This window comes from Vreelandella sp. 2A-K22 (assembly GCF_054065485.1).
In genome coordinates, this window is sequence record NZ_JBSUGC010000017.1 from 77,437 (window position 1) to 99,328 (window position 21,892).

At 54.2% G+C, this 21,892-nt stretch carries 19 protein-coding genes; 11 read left to right on the forward strand and 8 right to left on the reverse strand.

The features are described from left to right. Positions 1–4: 4 nt before the first annotated feature. A complete protein-coding gene (locus ACW17M_RS20845) occupies positions 5–751 on the forward strand; it encodes an SDR family NAD(P)-dependent oxidoreductase (protein WP_457548039.1) in 747 nt (248 codons plus the stop codon). A 498-nt stretch (positions 752–1,249) separates the two neighbouring features. On the opposite strand, the gene ACW17M_RS20850 is transcribed toward ACW17M_RS20845, so the two are convergent. Then, a complete protein-coding gene (locus ACW17M_RS20850; RefSeq protein WP_009287993.1) occupies positions 1,250–2,497 on the reverse strand; it encodes a dicarboxylate/amino acid:cation symporter in 1,248 nt (415 codons plus the stop codon). A gap of 419 nt (positions 2,498–2,916) precedes the next feature. Between ACW17M_RS20850 and serS the strand changes: the two genes are divergently transcribed. Continuing rightward, on the forward strand, positions 2,917–4,194 hold the full coding sequence (serS, locus tag ACW17M_RS20855; RefSeq protein WP_041159200.1) for a serine--tRNA ligase: 1,278 nt from the start codon (positions 2,917–2,919) through the stop codon (positions 4,192–4,194). Here the strand turns inward: serS and ACW17M_RS20860 are convergent. Continuing rightward, a complete protein-coding gene (locus ACW17M_RS20860) occupies positions 4,139–4,996 on the reverse strand; it encodes an SIMPL domain-containing protein (protein ID WP_457548040.1) in 858 nt (285 codons plus the stop codon). The two genes, serS and ACW17M_RS20860, sit on opposite strands and share 56 nt — an antisense overlap. A 204-nt stretch (positions 4,997–5,200) precedes the next feature. On the opposite strand from ACW17M_RS20860, the gene ACW17M_RS20865 reads away from it, so the two are divergent. Continuing rightward, positions 5,201–6,304: an AI-2E family transporter gene (locus ACW17M_RS20865; RefSeq protein ID WP_457548041.1), complete on the forward strand. Its 1,104-nt coding sequence runs from the start codon at positions 5,201–5,203 to the stop codon at positions 6,302–6,304. Positions 6,305–6,372: 68 nt separating this feature from the next. Here ACW17M_RS20865 and trxA read toward each other — a convergent pair whose 3' ends face one another. Next, complete coding sequence (gene trxA / locus ACW17M_RS20870) at positions 6,373–6,696, reverse strand: thioredoxin (protein WP_007113240.1); 324 nt, start codon at positions 6,694–6,696, stop codon at positions 6,373–6,375. A 390-nt stretch (positions 6,697–7,086) separates the two neighbouring features. Here trxA and cysB point away from each other — a divergent pair, with 390 nt between their 5' ends. Beyond that, entirely contained in the window at positions 7,087–8,061 is a 975-nt protein-coding gene (gene cysB, locus ACW17M_RS20875; RefSeq protein ID WP_009287995.1) for an HTH-type transcriptional regulator CysB, read from the forward strand. Between the two features lie 14 nt (positions 8,062–8,075). Here cysB and ACW17M_RS20880 read toward each other — a convergent pair whose 3' ends face one another. Further along, positions 8,076–8,696: a phosphoadenosine phosphosulfate reductase domain-containing protein gene (locus tag ACW17M_RS20880; protein ID WP_022522893.1), complete on the reverse strand. Its 621-nt coding sequence runs from the start codon at positions 8,694–8,696 to the stop codon at positions 8,076–8,078. 117 nt (positions 8,697–8,813) lie between these two features. Then, entirely contained in the window at positions 8,814–10,169 is a 1,356-nt protein-coding gene (gene pabB, locus ACW17M_RS20885) for an aminodeoxychorismate synthase component I (protein ID WP_457548042.1), read from the reverse strand. 233 nt (positions 10,170–10,402) lie between these two features. On the opposite strand from pabB, the gene ACW17M_RS20890 reads away from it, so the two are divergent. The 6 genes from ACW17M_RS20890 to prpD all read left to right on the forward strand — a co-directional run bounded on the left by ACW17M_RS20890 (position 10,403) and on the right by prpD (position 18,948). Further along, positions 10,403–11,146, forward strand: coding sequence for a GntR family transcriptional regulator (locus ACW17M_RS20890; RefSeq protein ID WP_041159202.1), 744 nt, complete (start codon positions 10,403–10,405; stop codon positions 11,144–11,146). A gap of 48 nt (positions 11,147–11,194) precedes the next feature. Further along, on the forward strand, positions 11,195–12,085 hold the full coding sequence (gene prpB, locus ACW17M_RS20895; protein ID WP_022522896.1) for a methylisocitrate lyase: 891 nt from the start codon (positions 11,195–11,197) through the stop codon (positions 12,083–12,085). A gap of 232 nt (positions 12,086–12,317) precedes the next feature. Further along, positions 12,318–13,445 carry a bifunctional 2-methylcitrate synthase/citrate synthase gene (prpC, locus tag ACW17M_RS20900; RefSeq protein WP_022522897.1) on the forward strand — a complete coding sequence of 376 codons (1,128 nt, stop codon included), beginning with the start codon at positions 12,318–12,320 and terminating at the stop codon, positions 13,443–13,445. 67 nt (positions 13,446–13,512) lie between these two features. Next, positions 13,513–16,122, forward strand: a complete 2,610-nt coding sequence (gene acnD / locus ACW17M_RS20905) for a Fe/S-dependent 2-methylisocitrate dehydratase AcnD (protein WP_041159203.1) — start codon at positions 13,513–13,515, stop codon at positions 16,120–16,122. An 87-nt stretch (positions 16,123–16,209) separates the two neighbouring features. Continuing rightward, positions 16,210–17,409, forward strand: a complete 1,200-nt coding sequence (gene prpF, locus ACW17M_RS20910) for a 2-methylaconitate cis-trans isomerase PrpF (protein ID WP_457548043.1) — start codon at positions 16,210–16,212, stop codon at positions 17,407–17,409. A gap of 54 nt (positions 17,410–17,463) precedes the next feature. Continuing rightward, positions 17,464–18,948 carry a 2-methylcitrate dehydratase gene (gene prpD, locus ACW17M_RS20915; protein ID WP_009288001.1) on the forward strand — a complete coding sequence of 495 codons (1,485 nt, stop codon included), beginning with the start codon at positions 17,464–17,466 and terminating at the stop codon, positions 18,946–18,948. Positions 18,949–19,026: 78 nt separating this feature from the next. On the opposite strand, the gene ACW17M_RS20920 is transcribed toward prpD, so the two are convergent. Beyond that, positions 19,027–19,308, reverse strand: coding sequence for a ComEA family DNA-binding protein (locus ACW17M_RS20920; protein ID WP_022522901.1), 282 nt, complete (start codon positions 19,306–19,308; stop codon positions 19,027–19,029). Between the two features lie 271 nt (positions 19,309–19,579). Here ACW17M_RS20920 and pyrF point away from each other — a divergent pair, with 271 nt between their 5' ends. Further along, positions 19,580–20,281, forward strand: a complete 702-nt coding sequence (pyrF, locus tag ACW17M_RS20925; RefSeq protein WP_457548044.1) for an orotidine-5'-phosphate decarboxylase — start codon at positions 19,580–19,582, stop codon at positions 20,279–20,281. Between the two features lie 30 nt (positions 20,282–20,311). Here pyrF and lapB read toward each other — a convergent pair whose 3' ends face one another. Both lapB and ACW17M_RS20935 read right to left on the reverse strand, forming a co-directional pair. Next, positions 20,312–21,517, reverse strand: coding sequence for a lipopolysaccharide assembly protein LapB (gene lapB / locus ACW17M_RS20930; RefSeq protein WP_457548045.1), 1,206 nt, complete (start codon positions 21,515–21,517; stop codon positions 20,312–20,314). Continuing rightward, positions 21,518–21,823: a LapA family protein gene (locus ACW17M_RS20935; protein WP_027958442.1), complete on the reverse strand. Its 306-nt coding sequence runs from the start codon at positions 21,821–21,823 to the stop codon at positions 21,518–21,520. Positions 21,824–21,892: the final 69 nt, after the last annotated feature.

Sequence of the window (21,892 nt, forward strand, 5' to 3'; positions counted from 1 at the left end):
GGCGATGATGTTAGCTGATAAGGTAGCGATCGTAACGGGTGCTAGTAGAGGCATAGGCAGGAGTATTGCTCTTACGCTGGCTGAGAGTGGAGCTTCTTTAGCTATTGTTGGTACAAACTTAAAGCTGTTAAATGAAGTTTGCAGTGATGTGGAGAAAATGGGAAGGGAGTGTTTGGTTTTTGCTGGAGATGTTACTAATCCTGAAACTGCAGAAGAGGTTTCTAAGAAAACAATAGGACATTTTGGGGAAATTGATATATTGGTAAATAATGCTGGCATTAATATGCGCAGCGCTACTTTAGATGTTGAGTTAGAAGATTGGCATCATGTAGTCGATGTTAACCTGAATGGAAATTTTTATTTCAGCAAGGCAGTTTTATCTCATATGGTCGAGAGGGGCTGCGGTAAAATTGTTAATGTCAGTTCTAGTGCTGCTAAGTCGGGGCATAAGAATGCTGCCCCTTCATATGGAGCATCTAAAGCTGGTATTGATTACTTAACAAGGCATCTTGCTCTTGAGATGGCAAGGTATAATATAAATGTTAATGGTGTTAGTCCTGGTCCTATTGAAACCGATATGATTAAACAATGGTCAGATGATTACTTTGAAAAAGTCACATCTAATGTGCCTTTGAAAAGGTTAGGAACACCTAAAAATGTAGCAGATGTTGTGCTTTTTCTTGCGTCCAGTATGTCTGATTTTCTCACTGGAGAAACTATTAATGTTAACGGTGGGACTTATATAAATTGATGTTTTCGTGATTGTTTTGATGCTTTGAATTTTTCTTTATTCCTGGGTTTGGAGCTTGAAACTGTCCATCGTCAACTGAGTCTCCAAATGAACAAGGGCATTGGCCCTGCTTCGTAGATGTTCTTTATCACGTAAATTTGAACGGTATCCAAAGTCTTTAGCACTCCGAAAGAAGCTGTACGAACAACGCGAGACAACGTGATGGCATGTATCGGCATTGATGCCAGCAAACTGAAGCTTGAGCCCGTGGCAAACCAACGTTATTGGTGTTGGAAGCGGCTATGCGGAATTGGCGCGTATTGCGTTTGGCGTGTTGAAATCCCAAAGTAAATACTAGCTGCAAGGAGGGTAAATCCCCCTTGCAGTTGCTATCGAGAGACGGTATCAAAGCATCCCTGCCTACACCTAGCATTTGCCGAGTGTTTTTCTGTGACGGGATGCTTGCTGATCGCATAATGAGTTGCGCTTCTTTACACGCTATAAATGCCTGAGTTCATACTAGCGGCGGTTGTAGATCTCTTCATTGAGCTCCCCTTCGCTTTTACCTACCAGGGTTGTCACCATCAAATCACCGGCAACGTTGACGCTGGTGCGTGCCATATCAAGGATCCTATCAATCCCCGCGACCACGGCGATAGCTTCCAGCGGCAGACCAACCTGGGCCATCACAATCGAGAGCATAATCAGGCCAGCGCCTGGTACGCCTGCGGTACCAATGGAGGCCAGCGTGCCGGTGGCGACAATCATGCCGTAATCCATCATGCTCAAATCAGTGCCAGTCATTTGGGCGATGAATAGCACGACCACGCCCTGGTAAAGCGCGGTGCCATCCATATTGATGGTGGCGCCTACCGGTAACACAAACCCTGAAACCCCTTCGGAAACGCCCAGGTTCTTCTGCGCGCAACGTATAGAGACCGGCAGGGTGCCCGCAGAAGAAGCGGACGAGAACGCCACAACAATAGCGTCCAGACTGCCCTGCAAATAGCGCATGGGGTTTAGCCGCCCCAGTAGCGAGATCAAACCCGAGTAGATCACTAGCACGTGGAGAATACTGGCCAGGTACGCAACGCCAATCAACTTGGCCAGCGGCAGCAATATCTCTAAACCGTACTGTCCAGAGACGTGGGCGATTAAGCCAAATACGCCGAAGGGCGCAAACGCCATCACAATGCCGGTGAGCTTGTACATTGCCTCGGCAAAGCTGTCGAAGACCTTCATGACCGGCTCGCCTTTATCGCCGATCAACGTCAGCGAAATACCTAAACCAATGGCAAACACAATGATCTGCATAATGTTGCCGTTGGCCAGGGCGTCCAACGGGTTACGCGGCACTAAGTTAACCAGAATAGAGACCAGCGATGGCGCTTCGTTAGCGGCCACTTCAGAGTCAAAACTTAAATCAACGCCCACGCCCGGCTGCAGCAGGGTGGAAAGTACCAGACCAATGGAGATAGCAAAGGCGGTGGTGACCAAATAGAGCGTAATGGTACGCGCGCCAATACGCCCCATTTTCTGGGGGTCGCGCATTGAGGTAATACCCACCACCAGAGTGGAGAACACTAGTGGCACAATCAGCATCATAATGGCGTTAATAAAAATATCGCCCAGCGGTTTAAACACGCTGGCGGTCTCACCTAATAGCGCGCCTGCCAAAATACCCAACGCCAAGCCGGCGAGAATCTTCTTCCATAGGGCAATTCGTCGCCACCAGGCAAACTTTCCTTGCTGTGCTGTCTCCTGCACTGCGCTTCTCCTGTCAAAAGTGTTAAAACCTATTATTTATCGATTCGTTAGACGAATCGGCGGGCACTCTATCACTTTTGGCTAACGGGCTGGGATGGATATGCCGAGTGGTCATAGCACATACAGTCGATTCGATAACTGAACCTTGCTTAGCGATAGTGCAAACTTATTACGTGCCGCTACCTTCTAGCAGCGCTATGCGCTGCATTCGCGGGTGCGCCGTAGGCTTACCACGCGCTACTGGAGTGTGGCGTTAGCTAGTGCTGACTTCTCTGGTGCTGGAGCCTTTTAGCGTAGCTAAACGTGCGTCTGGTGATACCGGCCATAGCTCCTCGCCGCGCTTTTGCCTACAATAGACCCCTTTATGCACGCGCATTGGCGCGGTGCTTTTATTGTTTTCAGGCCAAGGGACAGGATTCATGCTCGATCCGAAACTGCTGCGCGGTGATCTTGACACGGTTGCTCAACAACTGGCCCGCCGGGGCTTTGTGCTTGATAAAGCGGGATTGCAGGCGCTGGAGTCGCGTCGCCGCGAGCTGCAAACGCAAACCGAGCAGCTGCAAAATGAGCGCAATATGCGCTCCAAAGCGATTGGTAAAGCCAAGGCCAACGGTGAAGATATTCAGCCGCTGCTGGATGAAGTCAGCGATTTAGGCGATCGCCTGGATAAAGCCAAGCGCGAGCTGGCCGACGTCCAGGAAGAGTGGGACGACGCTATCAGCGGTATTCCCAACCTGCCCCATGAAAGCGTGCCGGAAGGCAAAAGCGAAGACGAGAATGTCGAGCTGCACCGCTGGGGCACGCCGCGGGAGTTTGATTTCGAGGTGTTGGATCACGTTGATCTGGGTAAGCAGTCGGGTTATCTCGATTTTGAGCTGGCGGCTAAAATCACTGGCGCTCGCTTTGCGGTCATGCGTGGGCCCATAGCGCGCCTGCATCGGGCGTTGGCGCAGTTTATGCTGGATACCCAAACCGAACAGCACGGCTACGAAGAGTGCTACGTGCCGTATATGGTCAACCGCGATTCGCTGATGGGCACCGGCCAGCTGCCGAAGTTTGGCGAAGATTTGTTCAAGCTGGACGATGAGCGCGAGTATCACCTGATTCCCACTTCAGAAGTACCACTGACCAACTTTGTACGCGATGAAATTATCGAGCAAGCGGCATTGCCGATGAAGCTTACCGCACATACGCCCTGTTTCCGCTCCGAGGCGGGCTCGCACGGGCGCGATACCCGCGGAATGATCCGCCAGCATCAGTTCGATAAAGTCGAGATGGTGCAGATTGTGGAGCCGGAGAAGAGCTACGAAGCGTTGGAAGAGATGCGTGGTCATGCAGAGGCGATCCTGCAGGCACTGGCGTTGCCGTATCGCGTAGTGACGCTATGCACTGGGGATATGGGCTTTGGGGCCACGAAGACCTACGACTTGGAAGTGTGGCTGCCCAGCCAGGAGACTTACCGGGAGATCTCGTCTGTCTCTAACTGCGAGGATTTCCAGGCCCGGCGTATGCAAGCGCGGTATCGCCATCCGGATTCCAAAAAGCCGCAGTTGCTACATACGCTGAACGGTTCAGGGCTGGCGGTTGGTCGTTGCCTGCTGGCGGTGCTTGAAAACCACCAGCAGGCGGATGGCTCGGTGATTATTCCTGAGCCGCTACGTCGCTATCTGGGCGGCGTGGAGCGTCTGGCCCTTTAAGCGCCCACTCAACGCTAACCCCGGCATCAATGCGGATGGTGCCGGGGCTGTAATCACTGGCGGCACCGGATTGACTGGCGCCAGCAGCATCGCTTTCTGCCCGCATCGCCATCATGCGCGGCTGGAAGATAGGTGATTGCGTCTCTTCAATGCGCTGCACATGACCAAGCTCAGCATCTAAGCTATCGGCCATCAGGTTTGCTTTGTGTTGCGCTTTCTCCAGCGCTTTAACCAGCGCTTCGTCGGTGGCGGCGTCGCGGTCTTGTAGATCAAACTGCACGCCATCCAATGAGTTAACACCAGCGGCTATTAGCGCGTCTAACACCTCGCTTAATTGATCAAGGTCGGTGAGTTCGACGGTGATCGGGCGCTCAAGACGTGTACGCTGCAAGGTCTCATGCTCGCCATCTTCATTGCGTGGCCCTTGAATATGCTCAGGGTAGACATTTAACGAGCCTGCATTGATGGCATTGCGTTCAAGGCCGGTGGCTTCCATTTGTTCGATTAATTCGCTGGCGCGGGTCTCTAAGCGCTCGCGGGCATCGCTAAGTGCGCTACTATCGCTCTCTTCCAAGGTGGAAAGGGCGGGTGTGTTATCCCACAATCGTGCATTCAGGGTGGCCTTGTCGGGTTCTACCTCAACCCAAGACTGCGCTTGAACATGCAAGCTTGGCTGGGGCGGTGTTGACGGTGAAGCGTGTGCAAAAGGAGCGCTAAGGAGTGCCAATAGAGCGCCGCCTAGTAGGCCATTGCGTAAACGTTTAGAGCCTGGTTTTTGAAGGTTAGCTGGTATGGCTTGCATAAATGTTTTCCTTAGTGAGCGGGCAGTGGCGCCGCCAAGTTAAAACCGGGTATAAATCATTCAAGTAGACGTAGCTTTGAAGCGAAGTAGAAAAGAAAGTTCAGCACGGAAGAGTGGTCGCAAAACAGTTGCTTATTATTTGCACGGTTTGTGCAATATGCCGAATGCAGCCATTATATATGGACAACAAGCTAGGGATGGATTATGTCGAACTTGTCGGACGAGGATTACCGCAGTATTCCCCTCAATGCCACCTTGGCGCTCGCTGCGCTGGTAGTGATTATTGCAGGAATGAAAGCAGGTGCTGATTTATTAGTGCCGTTGCTGCTCGCGATATTTATCGCAGTAGTATGTACCTCCCCAGTGCAGTGGCTGCATCGCTGTGGGCTGAGCATGCGGCTGTCAGCCTTTTTAACCCTGATGGTGTTGCTGGCGTTTATATCGCTGATTGGCCTGCTAGTGGTCAATAGCTTTAGTACCTTCGTGACGGCGTTGCCGGAAATAGAGTCGCGGCTCTACGAGCAGTATTGGAATTTACTTAATGCGCTCTCTTCACGCGGGCTAGCAATTAACCCCGACCAGATTAACTCGCTGTTTGAAATGGAGGATGAGGGCTCTTGGATGCCTGCCTTACTGGGGCAGCTAGGCAACCTCTTTATGCAGAGCATCATTGTTGGACTGCTGGTTATATTCATGCTGTTCGAGACGCTGAACGTGCGCGATAAAATTTCCCGCGCACTGGAAAATCCGGCACCTAGCTTGAAGCGTTTTAGTGAGTTCAGCTTAACGCTGAAGCGCTATCTAGCCGTAAAAACCATGATTAGCCTGGCCACTGGGGCGCTGGTATGGCTCTCTTGCATGATTGTAGGCGTGGATTTTCCGCTGTTGTGGGGCGTGTTGGCCTTTGCACTCAACTTTATTCCCAATATTGGCTCCGCGCTGGCGGCGGTACCCCCCGTGTTGCTGCTGTTGGTCTCCCAAGACGGCGGTGCTTTTCAGGCGTTACTGCTAGCCTCTGCTTATTTGGTCATCAACTTTGTGCTCGGCAATCTGATTGAACCGCGGGTAATGGGGCAGGCGTTGGGGCTTTCTACATTTGTGGCGTTTTTATCGCTGGTGGTATGGGGGTGGATCTTTGGTGCGGCGGGGATGCTACTTTCGGTGGTACTAACGATGACGTTGAAGATCGCACTTGATAGTCACCCACAAACACGGTGGATCGCTAGGCTGTTAGGGCCTGGAAGGCGTCGTGTAAAAGATATTCGGGTAAGCGATGCAAGTTTGCCACCGTGGAAACGCAAAAATTAGGCAGGAAATTTAGCGAAGGCGTGTTACCGCCGACAGAGTCGGCGGCTATTACAAGTGCTACACATTCATCAGGCGTTTTGTTCGATGAACTGCGTCAGTTGTGACTTAGATTGCGCGCCAACCAGTGAAGCGACTTTGGTGCCGGATTTAAACAGCATGACGGTAGGTACACCGCGGACGCCTTGCTCGGCAGCAATTTCTGGTGCGTCGTCTACATTGACACTAACAACTTTCAGGCTTTCCTGACGTTCTGCAGCTACTTCATCAACGACCGGGGCCATGACCTTGCATGGGCCACACCAGGGCGCCCAGAACTTCATTAGCACAGGCTGTTCAGCGTTGAGGACTTCTTGCTCAAAATTGGCGTTGGTGACATCAACATTATTAGCCATTTGCTTCTCCCGTTTGCGTTGCTCTTACTGTTTCGTTGCCTCAAATGGAGCAACGGTCATTACGCGATCCATTGGTGCTCTTTAAGCGCGCCTCGTGTCTATCGCGATAAGTGTGGGCAGATGTTAGCGGGCGCGAAGGTTGCTGGCAAATTTCCTGCACAGTGAGTTAACTAAATAGCAGAAATTAAAGGGTGCTGGTAGGGCGTTTTTTTATAATATAAAAGTATTATTTTGGTGTTTTTTATTCTATATGGTGCTGTAGAGTGCCGAGTGTGACGACACGATCCGTCAGGCGTGATGTGGCATCAGCGCCTGTGTGTGCTTAAAGATTCGGCCTACATCAAGATACGGTCTACATAGATCTGTATAGAGAATAAATAAGGTGAGGATATGAAGCTACAACAGCTCCGCTATATCTGGGAAGTCAATCGACATAACCTGAACGTCTCGGCCACAGCGCAAAGTCTATTTACCTCACAGCCGGGGATCTCTAAACAGATACGTTTGTTAGAAGATGAGCTTGGCGTCGAGATTTTTGCGCGCAGTGGTAAGCACTTGACACGTGTGACGCCTGCCGGGCAGTCAATTATTGACCTGGCCGGGCAGGTACTGCGTCTCACCGAAAACATCAAGCAGGTGGCTCAGGAGCATAGCGATGAGCGCCGCGGTAGCCTGGCCATTGCTACGACCCATACCCAGGCCCGTTATGCGCTACCGCCCATTATCAGCGAATTCACCCTTAAATATCCTGATGTGGCGCTGCATATGCAGCAGGGTACGCCCAAGCAGATTGCACAGATGGTCAGTGAAGGCCAGGCCGATTTCGCCATCGCGACCGAGTCGCTGGAGCTATTTACCGATTTAGTGCTACTGCCCTGCTATCGTTGGAACCGCTGCGTACTGGTGCCTAAAGGGCACCCGCTAGCCACTCATCAGGGCCCGTTGACCCTGGAGGCGCTCGGTGAACATCCGCTGGTCACCTACGTGTTTGGGTTTACCGGCCGCTCGCAGTTAGACGACGCCTTCAAAGCGAAAGGGTTAACGCCCAATGTGGTGCTAACCGCCGCCGATGCCGACGTGATCAAGACCTACGTACGGCTGGGCATGGGGGTTGGCATTGTGGCGCATATGGCTGTGGACGAGGCGCTTGATGATGACTTGGTGGCACTGGATGCAAGCCACCTGTTTGCCAGCTCTACGACAAAAATTGGTATCCGTCGTGGCACCTTTATGCGCGGTTACATGTATGATTTTTTGGAGCGCTTTGCGCCTCATTTAACCCGCGACCGGGTTGATGAAGCATTAACGGCAGGCCCGCGCCATGAGCAGTCGTTGTTTGACGACCTGGACCTGCCGGAGTATTAACCCGCAGTGTGGAGTTAGTGCTGCAAATGTAGCCCGCACTCGCGCTTCTCTTCCACCTTGGTAGGGTCGAAGTAATCGAAGTTATTGGGCAGATTATGCGCCTGTAGATACTGGTACATATCTTTGGCGCTCCACTGCAGCAACGGGGCAACTTTCAATAGGCCATCGCTGTTGCGACTAACCGGCTGCATTTTTGCGCGCTCGGGGGTGTCCTCAGCGCGCAGTGCGGTGAACCATACGTCGGGCTGCATTTCACGCAGCGCACGCTCGAAGGGCTCGATTTTAACTTCCTGAGTAAAGGCTGCGTGGCGCGGGTCGTCGATACCCGGCATGGGGCCTTCCAGCGCCTCGCGGTGGGCGCGCGTGCGCCGGGGTACAAAGCTCACGATGTTCAGGTTGAGTTGTTGAATCACTTCGTCAGCGAATTGATAAGTCGCTTCGGTGTTGTAGCCGCTGTCCATCCACACAATGGGTATATCCGGGCGCACCTGGGTCACCATATGAAGAATCACCGCCTCAAAAGGGCGAAAGTTGGTGGTGCAAATAGGTCGTGCACCCTGGGTCAGCGCCCACTCAACTAATCCTTGAGGATTATTTGCGAAATCTCTGTTAATCGCTTCAAGCTCTGAGGACATACTGCCTCCTAATCGGAAGTTAAATAATACTGACTAGGCTACCAAACAGGAGGCAGCGAACCCCAATACCGTTTAGTTTGGCTTTTATATTCCTTTTTGATATAGAGCTCGCGTTGCTTATTCCAAAGCGCCAATAAGATGGCGAATTTTATCCAGTGTCTCGGTGTACTCTTCGTCCGCTTGAGAGTCTGCTACTAAGCCCCCTCCGCCCCATACATGCAGTCTTCCCGCCTCGGCAACCATAGTGCGAATAGCGATGGAGGTATCCATGCTGCCACGTACATCGACATAGCCAAGGCTGCCGCAATAAACACTGCGTTGGCAGGGTTCTAGTTCATCAATGATCTGCATCGCGCGAATTTTAGGTGCACCGGTAATTGAGCCGCCAGGAAAGGCCGCCTTAAGCAGTGCCAGCGGGGTGTAATTACCGGCCAGCGTTCCCTGCACCACGCTAACTAGGTGGTGCACGTTAGGGTAGCTCTCTAAGCGACATAGCTGCGGAACGCGAATGGAGCCTGGCTGGCAGACGCGACCCAGGTCATTGCGCAGCAGGTCAACGATCATCACATTTTCAGCGCGATCTTTAGTGCTGCTCAATAGCTGTGCCGCCAGCGCCTGATCCTCTTCATGTGTGGCCCCTCGCGGGCGGGTACCTTTAATCGGCCGTGTTTCGACCTCGCCGTTGCTGCACTGAATAAACCGCTCGGGTGAAAGTGACAGTACGGCCTTATCGCCCCAGGCCATAAAACCTGAATAGGGTGTGGGGGTCGCTTTGCGTAACTGCAGGTACGCCTGCCACTCATCCCCTAGGTAGTCGGCATAAAAGCGTTGAGCCAGGTTGATCTGATAGCAGTCACCCGCGCGAATATAGCGCTGCACGGCGTTAAAGCGTGCGACATATTGGGTGTGGCTAAGTTCTGCTTTAAAGGTATTCGTTAATGTAAACGCGCTAGTTGGCTCTGGCGTCTTGGTAAGCCAGTTTTCCACCTGCTCACGACGCTGCGGAGTGGCGATTAGCCACGCCTGCTGGGCCATGTGATCCAGGGTGATACACCAGTCGTAAAGCCCCAAACGGGCTTGCGGTAAGGTGACCGGGCTTGCCTGAGCACTCTGAACCGATAAGGTTTTACGCCCTAAATCGTAGCCCCAGTAGCCTATTAGCCCGCCTAGAAAAGGGAGTTCACTGGTTTCATCAGGGATATCCAGTTGATCCAGTAGCCACTGCTGAAGGGCAAACGCATCGTTAGCCAAGTGCGCCGGTGGGCTAAGCTGATCTGACGCAATACTCGCTTCGCCATGATGAGTAACTTCCAGCGTAGCAAGTGGGTCGCTGCTGATAATATCAAAGCGACCGGTGGCGATAGGGCGGCCACTATCGAGCAGCACCGCGCCGGGCCTAGCACGTAGGCAGGCGAATATACCCAATGGGTCGGGTGAATAGGGCAGGGCAGTTATCGTCAACGCCTGGTTCATTAAGCAAACGCCTGGCCGGTAAAAGGGCTGCATATGTTAGAGGTCGTTGAAGATCGGCACCAGTCGCACGATTGACGCATTTCTCACGCTCGGAAGAGGATTGTTGACACTGTTTTTGCAGCTAGACTTTTTGCCTACAACGAAAGATGTATAAAGTCGCTTTATAAGCAGGTTGACGGCGGTGGTTCGCGGGGCTAAAGTTTCGCTATGTTTCTAATTGTCGACAATTCGCCATGAGCTTACCTGTTTCTTCTTCTTATTCCGATTCCTCGCCGCATGAAATGGCAACCCCTGAAGTACGCACGCTCGCCGAGCGGGTATTTCATCAGTTGCAGGATGCCATCGTACGCGGCGAGCTTGCTCCCGGCAGTAAGATCACCGAGCCGGGATTGTCTAAAACCTACGGTATTTCACGTGGGCCGCTGCGCGAGGCGATGCGCCGCCTGGAAGCACACCGCCTCATCGAGCGGGTTCCCCATGTGGGCGCAAGGGTGGTTAAGCTCTCAATGAAAGAGCTTTTAGAGCTGTTTGACCTGCGTGAAGCCCTGGAAAGTATGGCGGCGCGCTTGGCGGCTGAGCATATGTCACCGGCAGAGGTTCAGGGTTTGCGGGATGTGCTGGCGCTGCACGAAGGTCAGGCGGATTTAAAGCGTGGCGAAGCTTACTACCAGCGCGAAGGCGATCTCGATTTTCACTACTGCATCGTTCAGGGCAGCCACAACAAAATGCTAATGAACCTGCTCTGTGATGACCTTTACTACCTTGTGCGCCTTTATCGCACTCAGTTCAGTGCTAGCGGCACGCGACCGCAGCGCGCCTTTGTGGAACACCATCGCATTGTTGATGCCATTGAAGCTGGCGATGCGGAGCTGGCCGAGCTGCTCATGCGCCGCCATGTCAGCGCCTCCCGCGCCAATGTGGCGGATCGCTATGCAGCGACCCTCGAAGAGTCAGCATCTAAATCGCAAAGCTCTTAATCACGCAGCTAAAACATAACTAGAAATTAGCAATAGGAGAAACACCCCATGTCCCAGATGACTCCCGGCGCCCGGTTTCGAGCCGCGCTTGAGGCTAACCGTCCGCTGCCGATCTTAGGCACCATTAATGCCTATACAGCGCTAATGGCCGACAAGGTTGGCCATCAAGCCATTTACCTCTCTGGTGGCGGCGTAGCTAACGCCTCGTTCGGCTTGCCGGATCTGGGCATGACGACCATGAATGATGTGGTGGAAGATGCCCACCGTATCTGCGGCGCTACCGAGCTGCCCCTGCTGGTGGATATCGATACCGGTTGGGGCGGTGCCTTCAATATTGCACGCACGGTAAAAGAAATGCAGCGCGCTGGCGTGGCCGCGGTACATATGGAAGACCAGGTGGCTCAAAAGCGCTGTGGACACCGCCCCAATAAAGCAATTGTCTCTCAGCAGGAGATGGTCGACCGCATTAAAGCTGCCGCCGATGCCAAGATCGACCCCGACTTCTATTTGATTGCTCGCACCGATGCGTTTCAAAAAGAGGGGCTTGATGCTGCCATTGAGCGTGCCAACGCCTGCGTTGAAGCCGGTGCAGATGCCATCTTCGCTGAAGCGGTTCATACCCTGGATGATTACAAAGCCTTCTGTGAACGGGTCAATGCACCCATTTTGGCTAACATCACCGAGTTCGGTGCTACTCCGCTGTTTACTCAAACGGAGCTTGGCGAGGTTGGCTGCCGCATGGTGCTTTACCCGCTCTCGGCCTTCCGCGCCATGAACGCTGCGGCACTGCAGGTCTATCAAAGCATCCTCGACAACGGCCACCAAAAAGACGTGGTGCCGCTGATGCAAACCCGCGACGAACTCTACGATTTTCTCAATTACCACGACTTTGAGCAGAAGCTGGACGCGCTGTTTGCCGAGAAAGGCGATGACCAATAAACCGCCAGTTAAGATGAAGCGCAGTTGGAAATGATTTCTTCTGCAAACTGGTGAGAGGACAGGTTGAAGCGAGGGTCTTTTGTCATGGATGACAAAAGTAGCGCCCAGGGAGGGGTTCACAGCGCCCTCGCGGAAACCTGTCCTCTCACCAAGATAGCTTTGCCGAAAGTTTAATGAACGACCTTATTCATAAATCGATAGTAAAAATAAAAGCAGTAATAGGAGACACACCATGGCTGATAAACCCGCAACAGGAGCAGGACTGCGTGGCCAGAGCGCTGGTTCCACCGCGCTGTGTACGGTAGGTAAAACAGGCTCAGGCCTGACCTACCGCGGATTTGATATTAAAGAGCTGGCTGAAAAAGCCAAATTCGAAGAGGTCGCTTACCTGCTGTTAAAAGGCAAGTTGCCTAATCAGGGTGAGCTAGACCACTACATCAGCAAGCTCAAAAGCCTGCGCGGCTTGCCCGATGCATTAAAAACGGTACTTGAGCAGATCCCCAAAGACGCTCACCCGATGGACGTAATGCGCACCGGCACTTCAATGCTGGGCAATCTAGAAACCGAGGAGAATTTTGATCAGCAGCAAGACGTTGCTGATCGGCTGCTGGCGGTGCTGCCCTCGATTATTTGTTACTGGTACCGCTTCTCCCACGACGGTGTGCGCATCGATACCGAAACGGATGATGACTCAGTAGGCGGGCATTTCCTTAATATGCTGCGCGGCGAGCCCGCCTCTGAACTGCATGCGCGGGTCATGAACGTATCGCTGATTCTTTACGCCGAGCACGAGTTTAACGCCTCTACCTTTACCGCAAGGGTATGCGCCTCGACGCTTTCCGATATGCACTCCTGCGTGACCGGTGCGATTGGGTCGCTGCGCGGCCCACTGCATGGCGGCGCCAACGAAGCGGCCATGGCGATGATCGAGGATTGGCAGTCGCCGGAAGAAGCAGAAAGCAAGATCATGGGCATGCTGGAGCGTAAGGATAAAATTATGGGCTTCGGGCATGCGATTTATCGCGAGTCCGACCCGCGCAACGCGATTATCAAGCACTGGTCCAAGAAGCTCTCTGACGATGTGGGTGATAAGGTGCTTTACCCGGTTTCTGAGCGGGTCGAAGAGGTCATGTGGCGTGAGAAGAAGCTGTTCTGTAACGCAGACTTCTTCCACGCCAGCGCATACCACTTCATGGATATACCCACCAAGCTGTTTACGCCGATTTTCGTCTGCTCTCGGCTGACCGGCTGGGCGGCGCACGTATTTGAGCAGCGCGCCAATAACCGCATTATTCGCCCTAGCGCCGATTACACTGGCCCCGAGAAGAGCGAGTGGGTGCCGATAGAAGCGCGAGACTGAACCGCTTGCTGCCCGGTGACTTGGACACCGGGCTTTTTTCAGCCCCCTTCTTGTGAGTCTGCCTGCTATGAATACCCAATACCGTAAACCGCTGCCTGGCACAGAGCTTGAGTTTTTTGATGCTCGCGAGGCGGTGGAAGATATCCAGCCCGGTGCCTATGCACAGCTGCCCTATACCTCTCGTGTGCTGGCGGAGCAGCTGGTGCGTCGCTGTGATCCTGAATTGCTCACCGATGCGCTAAAACAGTTGATCGAGCGCAAGAGTGACCTGGATTTTCCTTGGTACCCCGCGCGTGTCGTCTGCCACGATATCCTAGGCCAGACTGCTCTGGTCGATTTGGCCGGGCTGCGTGACGCTATTGCCGAGAAGGGTGGTGACCCCGCCAAGGTTAATCCTGTAGTGCCCACCCAGCTAATCGTCGATCATTCACTGGCAGTGGAGCACGCAGGGTCGGAAGAGGGCGCCTTCGAGAAAAACCGCGCCATTGAAGATCGCCGTAACGATGACCGCTTCCACTTTATCAACTGGACTAAAACGGCCTTTGAGAACGTCGATGTAATTCCTCCCGGCAACGGCATCATGCACCAGATCAATCTGGAGAAGATGTCACCGGTGGTGCAGAACCGTGACGGCATTGCCTATCCGGATACCTGTGTGGGTACCGATAGCCATACGCCCATGGTCGATGCCCTTGGCGTTATATCCGTAGGTGTGGGTGGTCTGGAGGCCGAAAGCGTCATGCTGGGCCGTGCCTCCATGATGCGCCTGCCGGATATCGTCGGCGTGGAGCTGACCGGCAAGCTGCAGCCCGGCATTACCGGCACCGATATGGTACTGGCGATTACCGAGTTCCTGCGTAAAGAGCGGGTGGTTGGTGCTTACCTGGAGTTCTACGGTGAAGGTGCCGACGCGCTAACGGTCGGAGATCGCGCCACTATCTCCAATATGACCCCCGAATACGGCGCGACCGCGGCGATGTTCTACATCGATGGCCAAACTATCGACTACCTGAAAATTACCGGCCGTGAAGATGAACAGGTGGCGCTGGTCGAAACCTACGCCAAGCACACCGGCCTGTGGGCGGATAGCTTGACCGAGGTTGAGTACGAGCGGGTACTGACCTTTAACCTCTCGTCGGTAACCCGCACCCTGGCGGGGCCCTCCAACCCCCACGCCCATTTGCCAACTTCAGAGCTTGCCCAGCGTGGTATTGCTGTTGGGCTTGAGGCGGCACAGGCGGAAGAGAAAGCGGGCAAAATGCCCGACGGCGCGGTTATCATCGCCGCCATTACCAGCTGCACCAATACCTCTAACCCACGAAATATGGTCGCCGCCGGGCTTATCGCCCGCAACGCTAACCGGCTGGGTCTGCTGCGTAAACCATGGGTGAAGTCGTCGCTGGCGCCGGGCTCGAAAACCGTCAAGATGTACCTGGAAGAAGCTGGGTTGATGAGCGAGCTGGAAAGCCTCGGCTTTGGGGTGGTGGCCTATGCCTGCACCACCTGTAACGGCATGTCTGGAGCGCTGGATCCAAAAATCCAGCAGGAGATTATTGAGCGTGATCTCTATGCGACCGCCGTGCTTTCCGGCAACCGTAACTTCGACGGCCGTATCCACCCCCATGCCCAACAAGCCTTTCTGGCGTCACCGCCTCTGGTAGTTGCCTATGCCATCGCGGGCACGATTCGCTTTGATATCGAAAAAGACGTCCTGGGCGTGGATCAGGCGGGAAATCCTGTCACTTTGAAGGATATCTGGCCAGCGGACGAAGAGATCGATGCGATTGTTAAATCGTCGGTGAAGCCGGAGCAGTTCCGCCAGACCTATATTCCCATGTTCGATCTGGATAAGAGTGCCCGCGCTCAGGTCAGCCCGCTATATGACTGGCGGCCCCAGAGCACCTATATCCGTCGCCCGCCTTACTGGGAGGGCAATATGGCTAAAGTGCGCACCCTGAAAGGCATGCGGCCGCTGGCAATTTTGCCGGACAATATCACCACCGATCATCTCTCACCCTCCAACGCGATTCAGTTGAACAGCGCGGCAGGGGAGTACTTGGCCAAAATGGGCCTGCCGGAGGAAGACTTCAACTCCTACGCCACCCACCGCGGTGACCACCTGACTGCCCAGCGCGCTACCTTCGCCAACCCGAAGTTGTTCAACGAGATGGTGCGCGATGCCGACGGCAACGTTAAACAGGGCTCGCTGGCGCGGGTAGAGCCGGAAGGCCAAGTCACCCGCATGTGGGAGGCGATTGAAACCTACATGGCCCGCAAGCAGCCGCTGATCATTATTGCCGGGGCGGATTACGGTCAGGGCTCCTCACGGGACTGGGCGGCTAAAGGCGTGGCGCTGGCGGGCGTGGAAGCGATCGCCGCCGAAGGCTTTGAGCGTATTCACCGCACCAACCTGATCGGGATGGGGGTGATGCCGCTGGAGTTTGAGCCCGGGACTACGCGTATGACACTGGGCCTGGACGGCACTGAAACCTTTGATGTCGAAGGCGCCGTTTCGCCAGGGGCGATGCTCACCCTAGTGATCCACCGCCAAAACGGTGAAAGCGAGCGGGTTACGGTGAAGTGCCGTTTGGACACCGCCGAGGAGGTGTCTATTTACACTGCTGGTGGTGTACTGCAGCGTTTTGCCCAGGACTTTCTTGAGTCCACGGCGGCTTAATTGAAACGGCCTAGCTGACCAAGTGAACCCGGTGCCTTTAGCTTTTCAGATAAAGCTTGGAGCACCGGGTTATTTTTAGGAGTGGTAATGATGAGCGAGTCAGTTCAAAACAACCGTGTGCCGCAGATAAAAATTCCAGCCACCTATATGCGCGGCGGCACCAGTAAGGGCGTGTTTTTTAAACTAAGCGACCTACCCGAAGCGGCCCAGCAGCCAGGCGTGGCGCGGGATCAGTTGCTACTGCGTGTCATCGGTAGCCCTGACCCTTACGAAAAGCAGATTGATGGTATGGGGGGCGCCACTTCAAGTACCAGCAAGACGGTGATTCTGTCTGAAAGTGAATCGGCAGAACACGATGTGGATTACCTGTTCGGTCAGGTCTCCATCGACAAGCCCTATGTGGATTGGAGCGGTAACTGCGGCAACCTCTCCGCGGCGGTCGGCCCTTTTGCGATTAGCAATGGTCTTGTTGATCCTGCACGTATTCCTGAAAACGGGGTGGCCGAGGTACGCATTTGGCAGGTGAATATACAGAAAACCATCGTCTCACGGGTGCCTATCGTCAATGGCGAAGTGCAGGAAACTGGCGATTTTGAGCTGGATGGCGTGACCTTTCCTGCTGCCGAGATTCCGGTGGCCTTTATGGATCCGGCCGATGGCGAGGGAGCCATTTTTCCCACCGGTAATCTCATTGATCAGCTTGATGTGCCAGGCGTGGGGATATTGAAAGCAACCTTGATTAATGCCGGTATTCCCACCGTGTTTATTAACGCCGCCGACATTGGCTATACCGGCGCCGAGCTGCAGGATGCCATCAATGGTGACAGCCGGGCGCTTGAGATGTTTGAAACTATCCGTGCCCATGGTGCTGTGCGCATGGGGCTAATCAGTGATGTCAGCGAAGCGGGTAAACGACAGCACACGCCCAAAGTGGCTTTCGTAGCGCCGTCGGCGGATTACGTATCATCGAGCGGTAAAAACGTACTGGCGACGGATATCGACCTGCTGGTGCGAGCGCTCTCCATGGGCAAGCTGCACCACGCCATGATGGGCACCGCCGCCGTTGCCATTGCTGCGGCGGCGGCCATTGAAGGCACATTAGTGAACCTGGCCGCCGGTGGCGGTAAACGAAACGAGGTCACCTTCGGGCATCCTTCCGGCAGCCTGCGGGTGGGAGCTGAGGCAAGCCTGGTGGAAGGGCGTTGGCATATCGAACAGGCACTGATGAGCCGCAGCGCGCGGGTGTTGATGGAAGGATTTGTGAGAATTCCTGGTGACAGCTTTTAGGACGCATTCCTTGGGCCATACTGAGTAGGTGATTCAACAGTAGGAGATAGATCCATGTCTGCCACATCCGAAGCCAATGAGCGGCCCGATTACGACCCCGAGCTACAGGCTATTGCCGATTACGTACTCAATTATCAGGTGGCGTCCGATGAGGCATTGGAAACCGCTCGCTACTGCTTAATGGATACGCTTGGCTGCGGGCTGTTGGCGCTGCGTTTTCCAGAGTGCACAAAGCACTTAGGCCCGATAGTGGAGGGCACGGTAGTACCGTTTGGGTCGCGGATACCGGGCACCTCGCTTCGCCTTGACCCGGTTAAGGCGGCGTGGGATATCGGCTGTATCATTCGCTGGTTGGATTATAACGACACTTGGCTTGCCGCCGAGTGGGGGCACCCTTCCGACAATCTTGGCGCGATACTCGCCGTTGCTGACCACCTTTCCCAGCAGCGGGTTGCACAAGGCGACGCTGCGCTTGCGATGCGCGATGTGCTCAACGCCATGATTATGGCCCATGAGATTCAGGGCGTGCTGGCGCTGGAGAATAGCTTCAATCGGGTTGGCCTCGATCACGTGGTGCTGGTGAAGGTCGCCTCTACGGCGGTGGCCGCCAAGCTGTTGGGCGCCAATCGTGAACAGTTGCTCTCGGCGCTTTCACACGCCTGGGTGGATGGTCAGAGCCTGCGCACCTATCGTCATGCGCCAAATGCTGGTTCACGTAAAAGCTGGGCCGCAGGGGACGCCACCTCACGGGGCGTGCGCTTAGCGGATATCGCCCTGCGCGGTGAAATGGGTATTCCCAGCGCGCTCTCGGCGCCCCAATGGGGCTTCTACGATGTGCTGTTCAGTCATGCCAACAAAGATTTGAGCCTCAAACCGGAAGCTGACCGCCGCCTACGCTTTCAGCGGGAGTTTGGCAGCTACGTGATGGAGAACATTCTGTTTAAGATCTCCTTCCCCGCTGAGTTTCACGCTCAAACCGCCTGTGAAGCCGCCGTGACGCTCCATCCGCAGGTGAAAGACCGCTTGGCCGATATCGAGAAAATCGTGCTCACCACCCACGATTCGGCTATTCGGATTATTTCCAAAACCGGCGCACTCGCCAATCCGGCGGATCGTGACCACTGCCTGCAATACATGACAGCGGTGCCGCTTATCTTTGGTGCGCTTACCGCCGAGCACTATGAAGACAGCTTTCATGCAGCTCATCCGCTAATAGATGAGCTGCGTAATAAAATGGTGGTAGAAGAAAACGCCGAGTATTCGGCGGATTACCACGACCCTGAGAAGCGCTCTATCGCTAATGCAGTGCAGGTGTTTTTTAGCGATGGGAGTGCGACCGATAAAGTGACAGTGGAGTATCCGGTCGGCCACCGACGTCGTCGGGAAGAGGGGATGCCGCTATTGGTTGAAAAGTTTGAGCGCAATCTGGCAACTCGCTTTCCGACAAGTCGTTGCCAAAAAATCGCCGAGCTGTGCAGCCATCAAACAACACTTGAAGCGATGCCGGTACACAAATTTATGGATATGTGGATGATTTAACGTGCGCTATTCACAGTGCCCGGTGCTTATACACACCGGGCACTGTGGTGTTAACGAGCGACATGCTCTCCAATGAGGCTATTCAAATGTCACTTGATCGCGCATGCGGTCAACGGTGGCAGGCCCAATGCCGCTGACGCGCTCAAGATCTGCAGCGCTTTCAAAGACGCCATTGGTTTCGCGCTCTTCAATGATCGCGTCGGCTCGGCTGGGGCCGATCCCTGGTAGTTCGGCCAGCAGTTCAGCATCGGCAGTATTGACGTTAATCGGGGCTACATCTTGTGCCAGCACGCCACTGGAAAGCCCTAAGCTAATGCTAAACAGTAGTGCGGCCAGCATTCCTTTAAGTGTCATTTTCATATGCAATGATCCTTTTAATAGCGTTGGTTTTTTGTGTTTACACATGCGACGTCGTGTAGAGGTTTCTACCTGTGCCCGCGTTATCAGTGGGCAAGATAAACGCCGCTGCACTTGTTAACTTAGCCTTATTTAAAGCGTGTTTATGTCAGCGATATATGACAGCAGTTGTAAGATTTTAGCTATGGATATATGGCAAATGGCTTACATGATGAGGGCGCGAGGAGTAGGGAGAGGCTGATATAATGGTCAAAAACGTACTTGGAGTAACGTTGTGGTCACCGATTCCCCGATTATTATTGCCCTTGATTACCCGTTGCTAGACGCCGCGCTGTGCATGGCTGATCAGTTGGATCCCACCCGATGCCGTGTGAAAGTGGGTAAAGAACTGTTCACCCGTAGCGGCCCGGCAGTGCTTGAGGCGCTGCATGGGCGCGGGTTTGAGGTGTTTTTGGATCTTAAATTCCACGATATTCCCAATACCGTTGCCAGCGCTGTGCAGGCGGCGGCGGAGCAGGGCGTGTGGATGGTCAACGTACATGCCAGCGGTGGGCGGCGAATGATGGAGGCGGCCGTGCAACGCCTGGATCAGAACGCCTTAACGACCCATCTAATCGCCGTTACCGTATTGACCAGTATGCAGACCGATGATTTGGCAGAGCTGGGGATCAAAACGCCACTGGCAGAACACGTGGAGCACTTAGCGCTCCTGGCCAAGCAGAGTGGTTTGCAAGGGGTGGTCTGCTCGGCCCAGGAGTCTGCGCGAATCAAAACGCTATGCGGTGAGTCGTTCTTGAAAGTGACCCCTGGTATTCGGCCAAGTTTTGCAGTCGCTAATGACCAACAGCGGACGATGGGCCCCAATGAGGCTATGGCAGCGGGAAGCAGCCACCTGGTCATTGGTCGCCCCGTTACTCAGGCTGACGACCCCATGGTAGCGCTTGAGGCGATTGAGGCGGAGCTAGAGGGGCACTAAATATTTCTGCATACCTTAGCTTTGTGAGCACTATTCGCCCTCCACGCCAATGACCGGCTTAATCGTGCCCCAGAAGCGGCAACTGGGGCACTGCCACTGTAACGCGTCGCTAGCAAAGCCGCAGCGCTGGCAGCGATGACGCGTGCGGTTAAGCAGCAGCGCATCGGTATGATGTTTTAGTAACAGTAGGCGCGTATCCGGGGAAGGTTTTCCACTAAGGCGCTGGCTTTCAATATACAGATCGATCAAATAATCCAGCCCGCCTAAACTCGGCACGGCGCGCAATCGCTCACCAATCAACTCAATCGCTTTGTCGACGCCGTCACGCTGATGAACGAGCTGACCTAGGGCAATAATGGTACTGGTGTAAGGCGCTAGCTCAAGCAGGCGATAGAGGTGCGCTTCGTAGCCGGTGTCATCATTATTGCGCATATAGGCGTGCTTGAGGGCAGGCAGCATGGTGGGGATATGCGCTATCTCCTGGCCGGGGATGTTGTCTAATCGCTCAATAGCGCGGGCATAGTGCCCGTTGTCCATCTCTAGTTCGGCCAGCATCAGGGTGGCGCGAACGCATTTCTCATCCAGCTGCAGGGCTTTTTTGAGATGCTTTTTCGCCAGAGGTCGACTGGCTTCACTAATTTCTTCCAGTGCCAGCTCGCATAGCCAGTGCGCCGCGGGGCGACGCATCTTAGGATACTGTTTAAGCAGCGGCTGAATAACGTCAAGGGCTTGCTGCCACGCTTTTTCACGCTCTAATAAGTCGACGAGCAGCTGTTTGGCAGCATAGCGGTGATCATCATCACCGCTATGCTCCAGCAGGGTATTGAGTAGCCGCTGGGCGCGGTCATGAACACCAAGCGCCATAAAATCCCGAGCAAGTTCAAGCTGGATCTGTTCGTTGGTGTGCTGCGAAAGGGCAGGGCGAGCCAATAGGTTTTGGTGAATGCTAACGGCTTTGTCGGCCTCTCCGCGGGCGCGAAACAGCTTGCCGAGGGCGATATGGGTGTGAACCGTGTCACTGTTGACCGCTAGCACGTTGATAAAAGTATTGATCGCTTCGTCGGGCTGCTCATTAAGCAGGTAATTAAGCCCGACGAAGTAGTCCCGGGAGAGGCCTTGAGACGAGGCCGCAGGCGGATGGGGGCGATGTCGGCGGCGTAAGGCTTGGCGATAACCTAACCCGTAACCAATGGCAATGGCGACCAACAGTACGCTTAGCAGCGCGACATCCAGCATTTATGCCAGTTCCTTAAACTCCTGGGTGCGTAGGCTATCGAGCTCTTTACGCTGCTGCTTATTCTGGCGCTGGCTGCGGGCCAGGGTGGCTTTTAACCGCACGTAGACACCTAGCATGGCGAGCATGCCGAGTATGACGCCAAACACCAGGGTCGCGAGTAGCCAAACCGAGAGTGATACCGCTGGCAACTCCAGCCAGATAAGGTTTAAGGCAATGGTTTGCTGATTATTAACGGCAAACAGAATCCCTACCAGCACTACTATCAGCAAAATAACGGCTAAAATCAGCCCTTTGATCCAACGCATGTGAGTTTCCTAGTCTGTGACGTTCACGGTAGCGCTATTGTGTACGACTCAAGCGGCGACGTCATCCCA

Bases quoted from the DNA above. Each gene is read 5' to 3' on its own strand.
- cysB (WP_009287995.1), top strand. From the start codon at position 7,087: ATGAAGCTACAACAGCTCCGCTATATCTGGGAAGTCAATCGACATAAC.
- prpB (WP_022522896.1), top strand. From the start codon at position 11,195: ATGTCCCAGATGACTCCCGGCGCCCGGTTTCGAGCCGCGCTTGAGGCT.
- acnD (WP_041159203.1), top strand. From the start codon at position 13,513: ATGAATACCCAATACCGTAAACCGCTGCCTGGCACAGAGCTTGAGTTT.
- ACW17M_RS20865 (WP_457548041.1), top strand. From the start codon at position 5,201: ATGTCGAACTTGTCGGACGAGGATTACCGCAGTATTCCCCTCAATGCC.
- lapB (WP_457548045.1), bottom strand. From the start codon at position 21,517: ATGCTGGATGTCGCGCTGCTAAGCGTACTGTTGGTCGCCATTGCCATT.
- pabB (WP_457548042.1), bottom strand. From the start codon at position 10,169: ATGAACCAGGCGTTGACGATAACTGCCCTGCCCTATTCACCCGACCCA.
- trxA (WP_007113240.1), bottom strand. From the start codon at position 6,696: ATGGCTAATAATGTTGATGTCACCAACGCCAATTTTGAGCAAGAAGTC.
- prpD (WP_009288001.1), top strand. From the start codon at position 17,464: ATGTCTGCCACATCCGAAGCCAATGAGCGGCCCGATTACGACCCCGAG.
- ACW17M_RS20920 (WP_022522901.1), bottom strand. From the start codon at position 19,308: ATGAAAATGACACTTAAAGGAATGCTGGCCGCACTACTGTTTAGCATT.
- serS (WP_041159200.1), top strand. From the start codon at position 2,917: ATGCTCGATCCGAAACTGCTGCGCGGTGATCTTGACACGGTTGCTCAA.
- ACW17M_RS20890 (WP_041159202.1), top strand. From the start codon at position 10,403: ATGAGCTTACCTGTTTCTTCTTCTTATTCCGATTCCTCGCCGCATGAA.
- prpC (WP_022522897.1), top strand. From the start codon at position 12,318: ATGGCTGATAAACCCGCAACAGGAGCAGGACTGCGTGGCCAGAGCGCT.
- ACW17M_RS20860 (WP_457548040.1), bottom strand. From the start codon at position 4,996: ATGCAAGCCATACCAGCTAACCTTCAAAAACCAGGCTCTAAACGTTTA.
- ACW17M_RS20845 (WP_457548039.1), top strand. From the start codon at position 5: ATGATGTTAGCTGATAAGGTAGCGATCGTAACGGGTGCTAGTAGAGGC.
- prpF (WP_457548043.1), top strand. From the start codon at position 16,210: ATGATGAGCGAGTCAGTTCAAAACAACCGTGTGCCGCAGATAAAAATT.
- ACW17M_RS20880 (WP_022522893.1), bottom strand. From the start codon at position 8,696: ATGTCCTCAGAGCTTGAAGCGATTAACAGAGATTTCGCAAATAATCCT.
- ACW17M_RS20935 (WP_027958442.1), bottom strand. From the start codon at position 21,823: ATGCGTTGGATCAAAGGGCTGATTTTAGCCGTTATTTTGCTGATAGTA.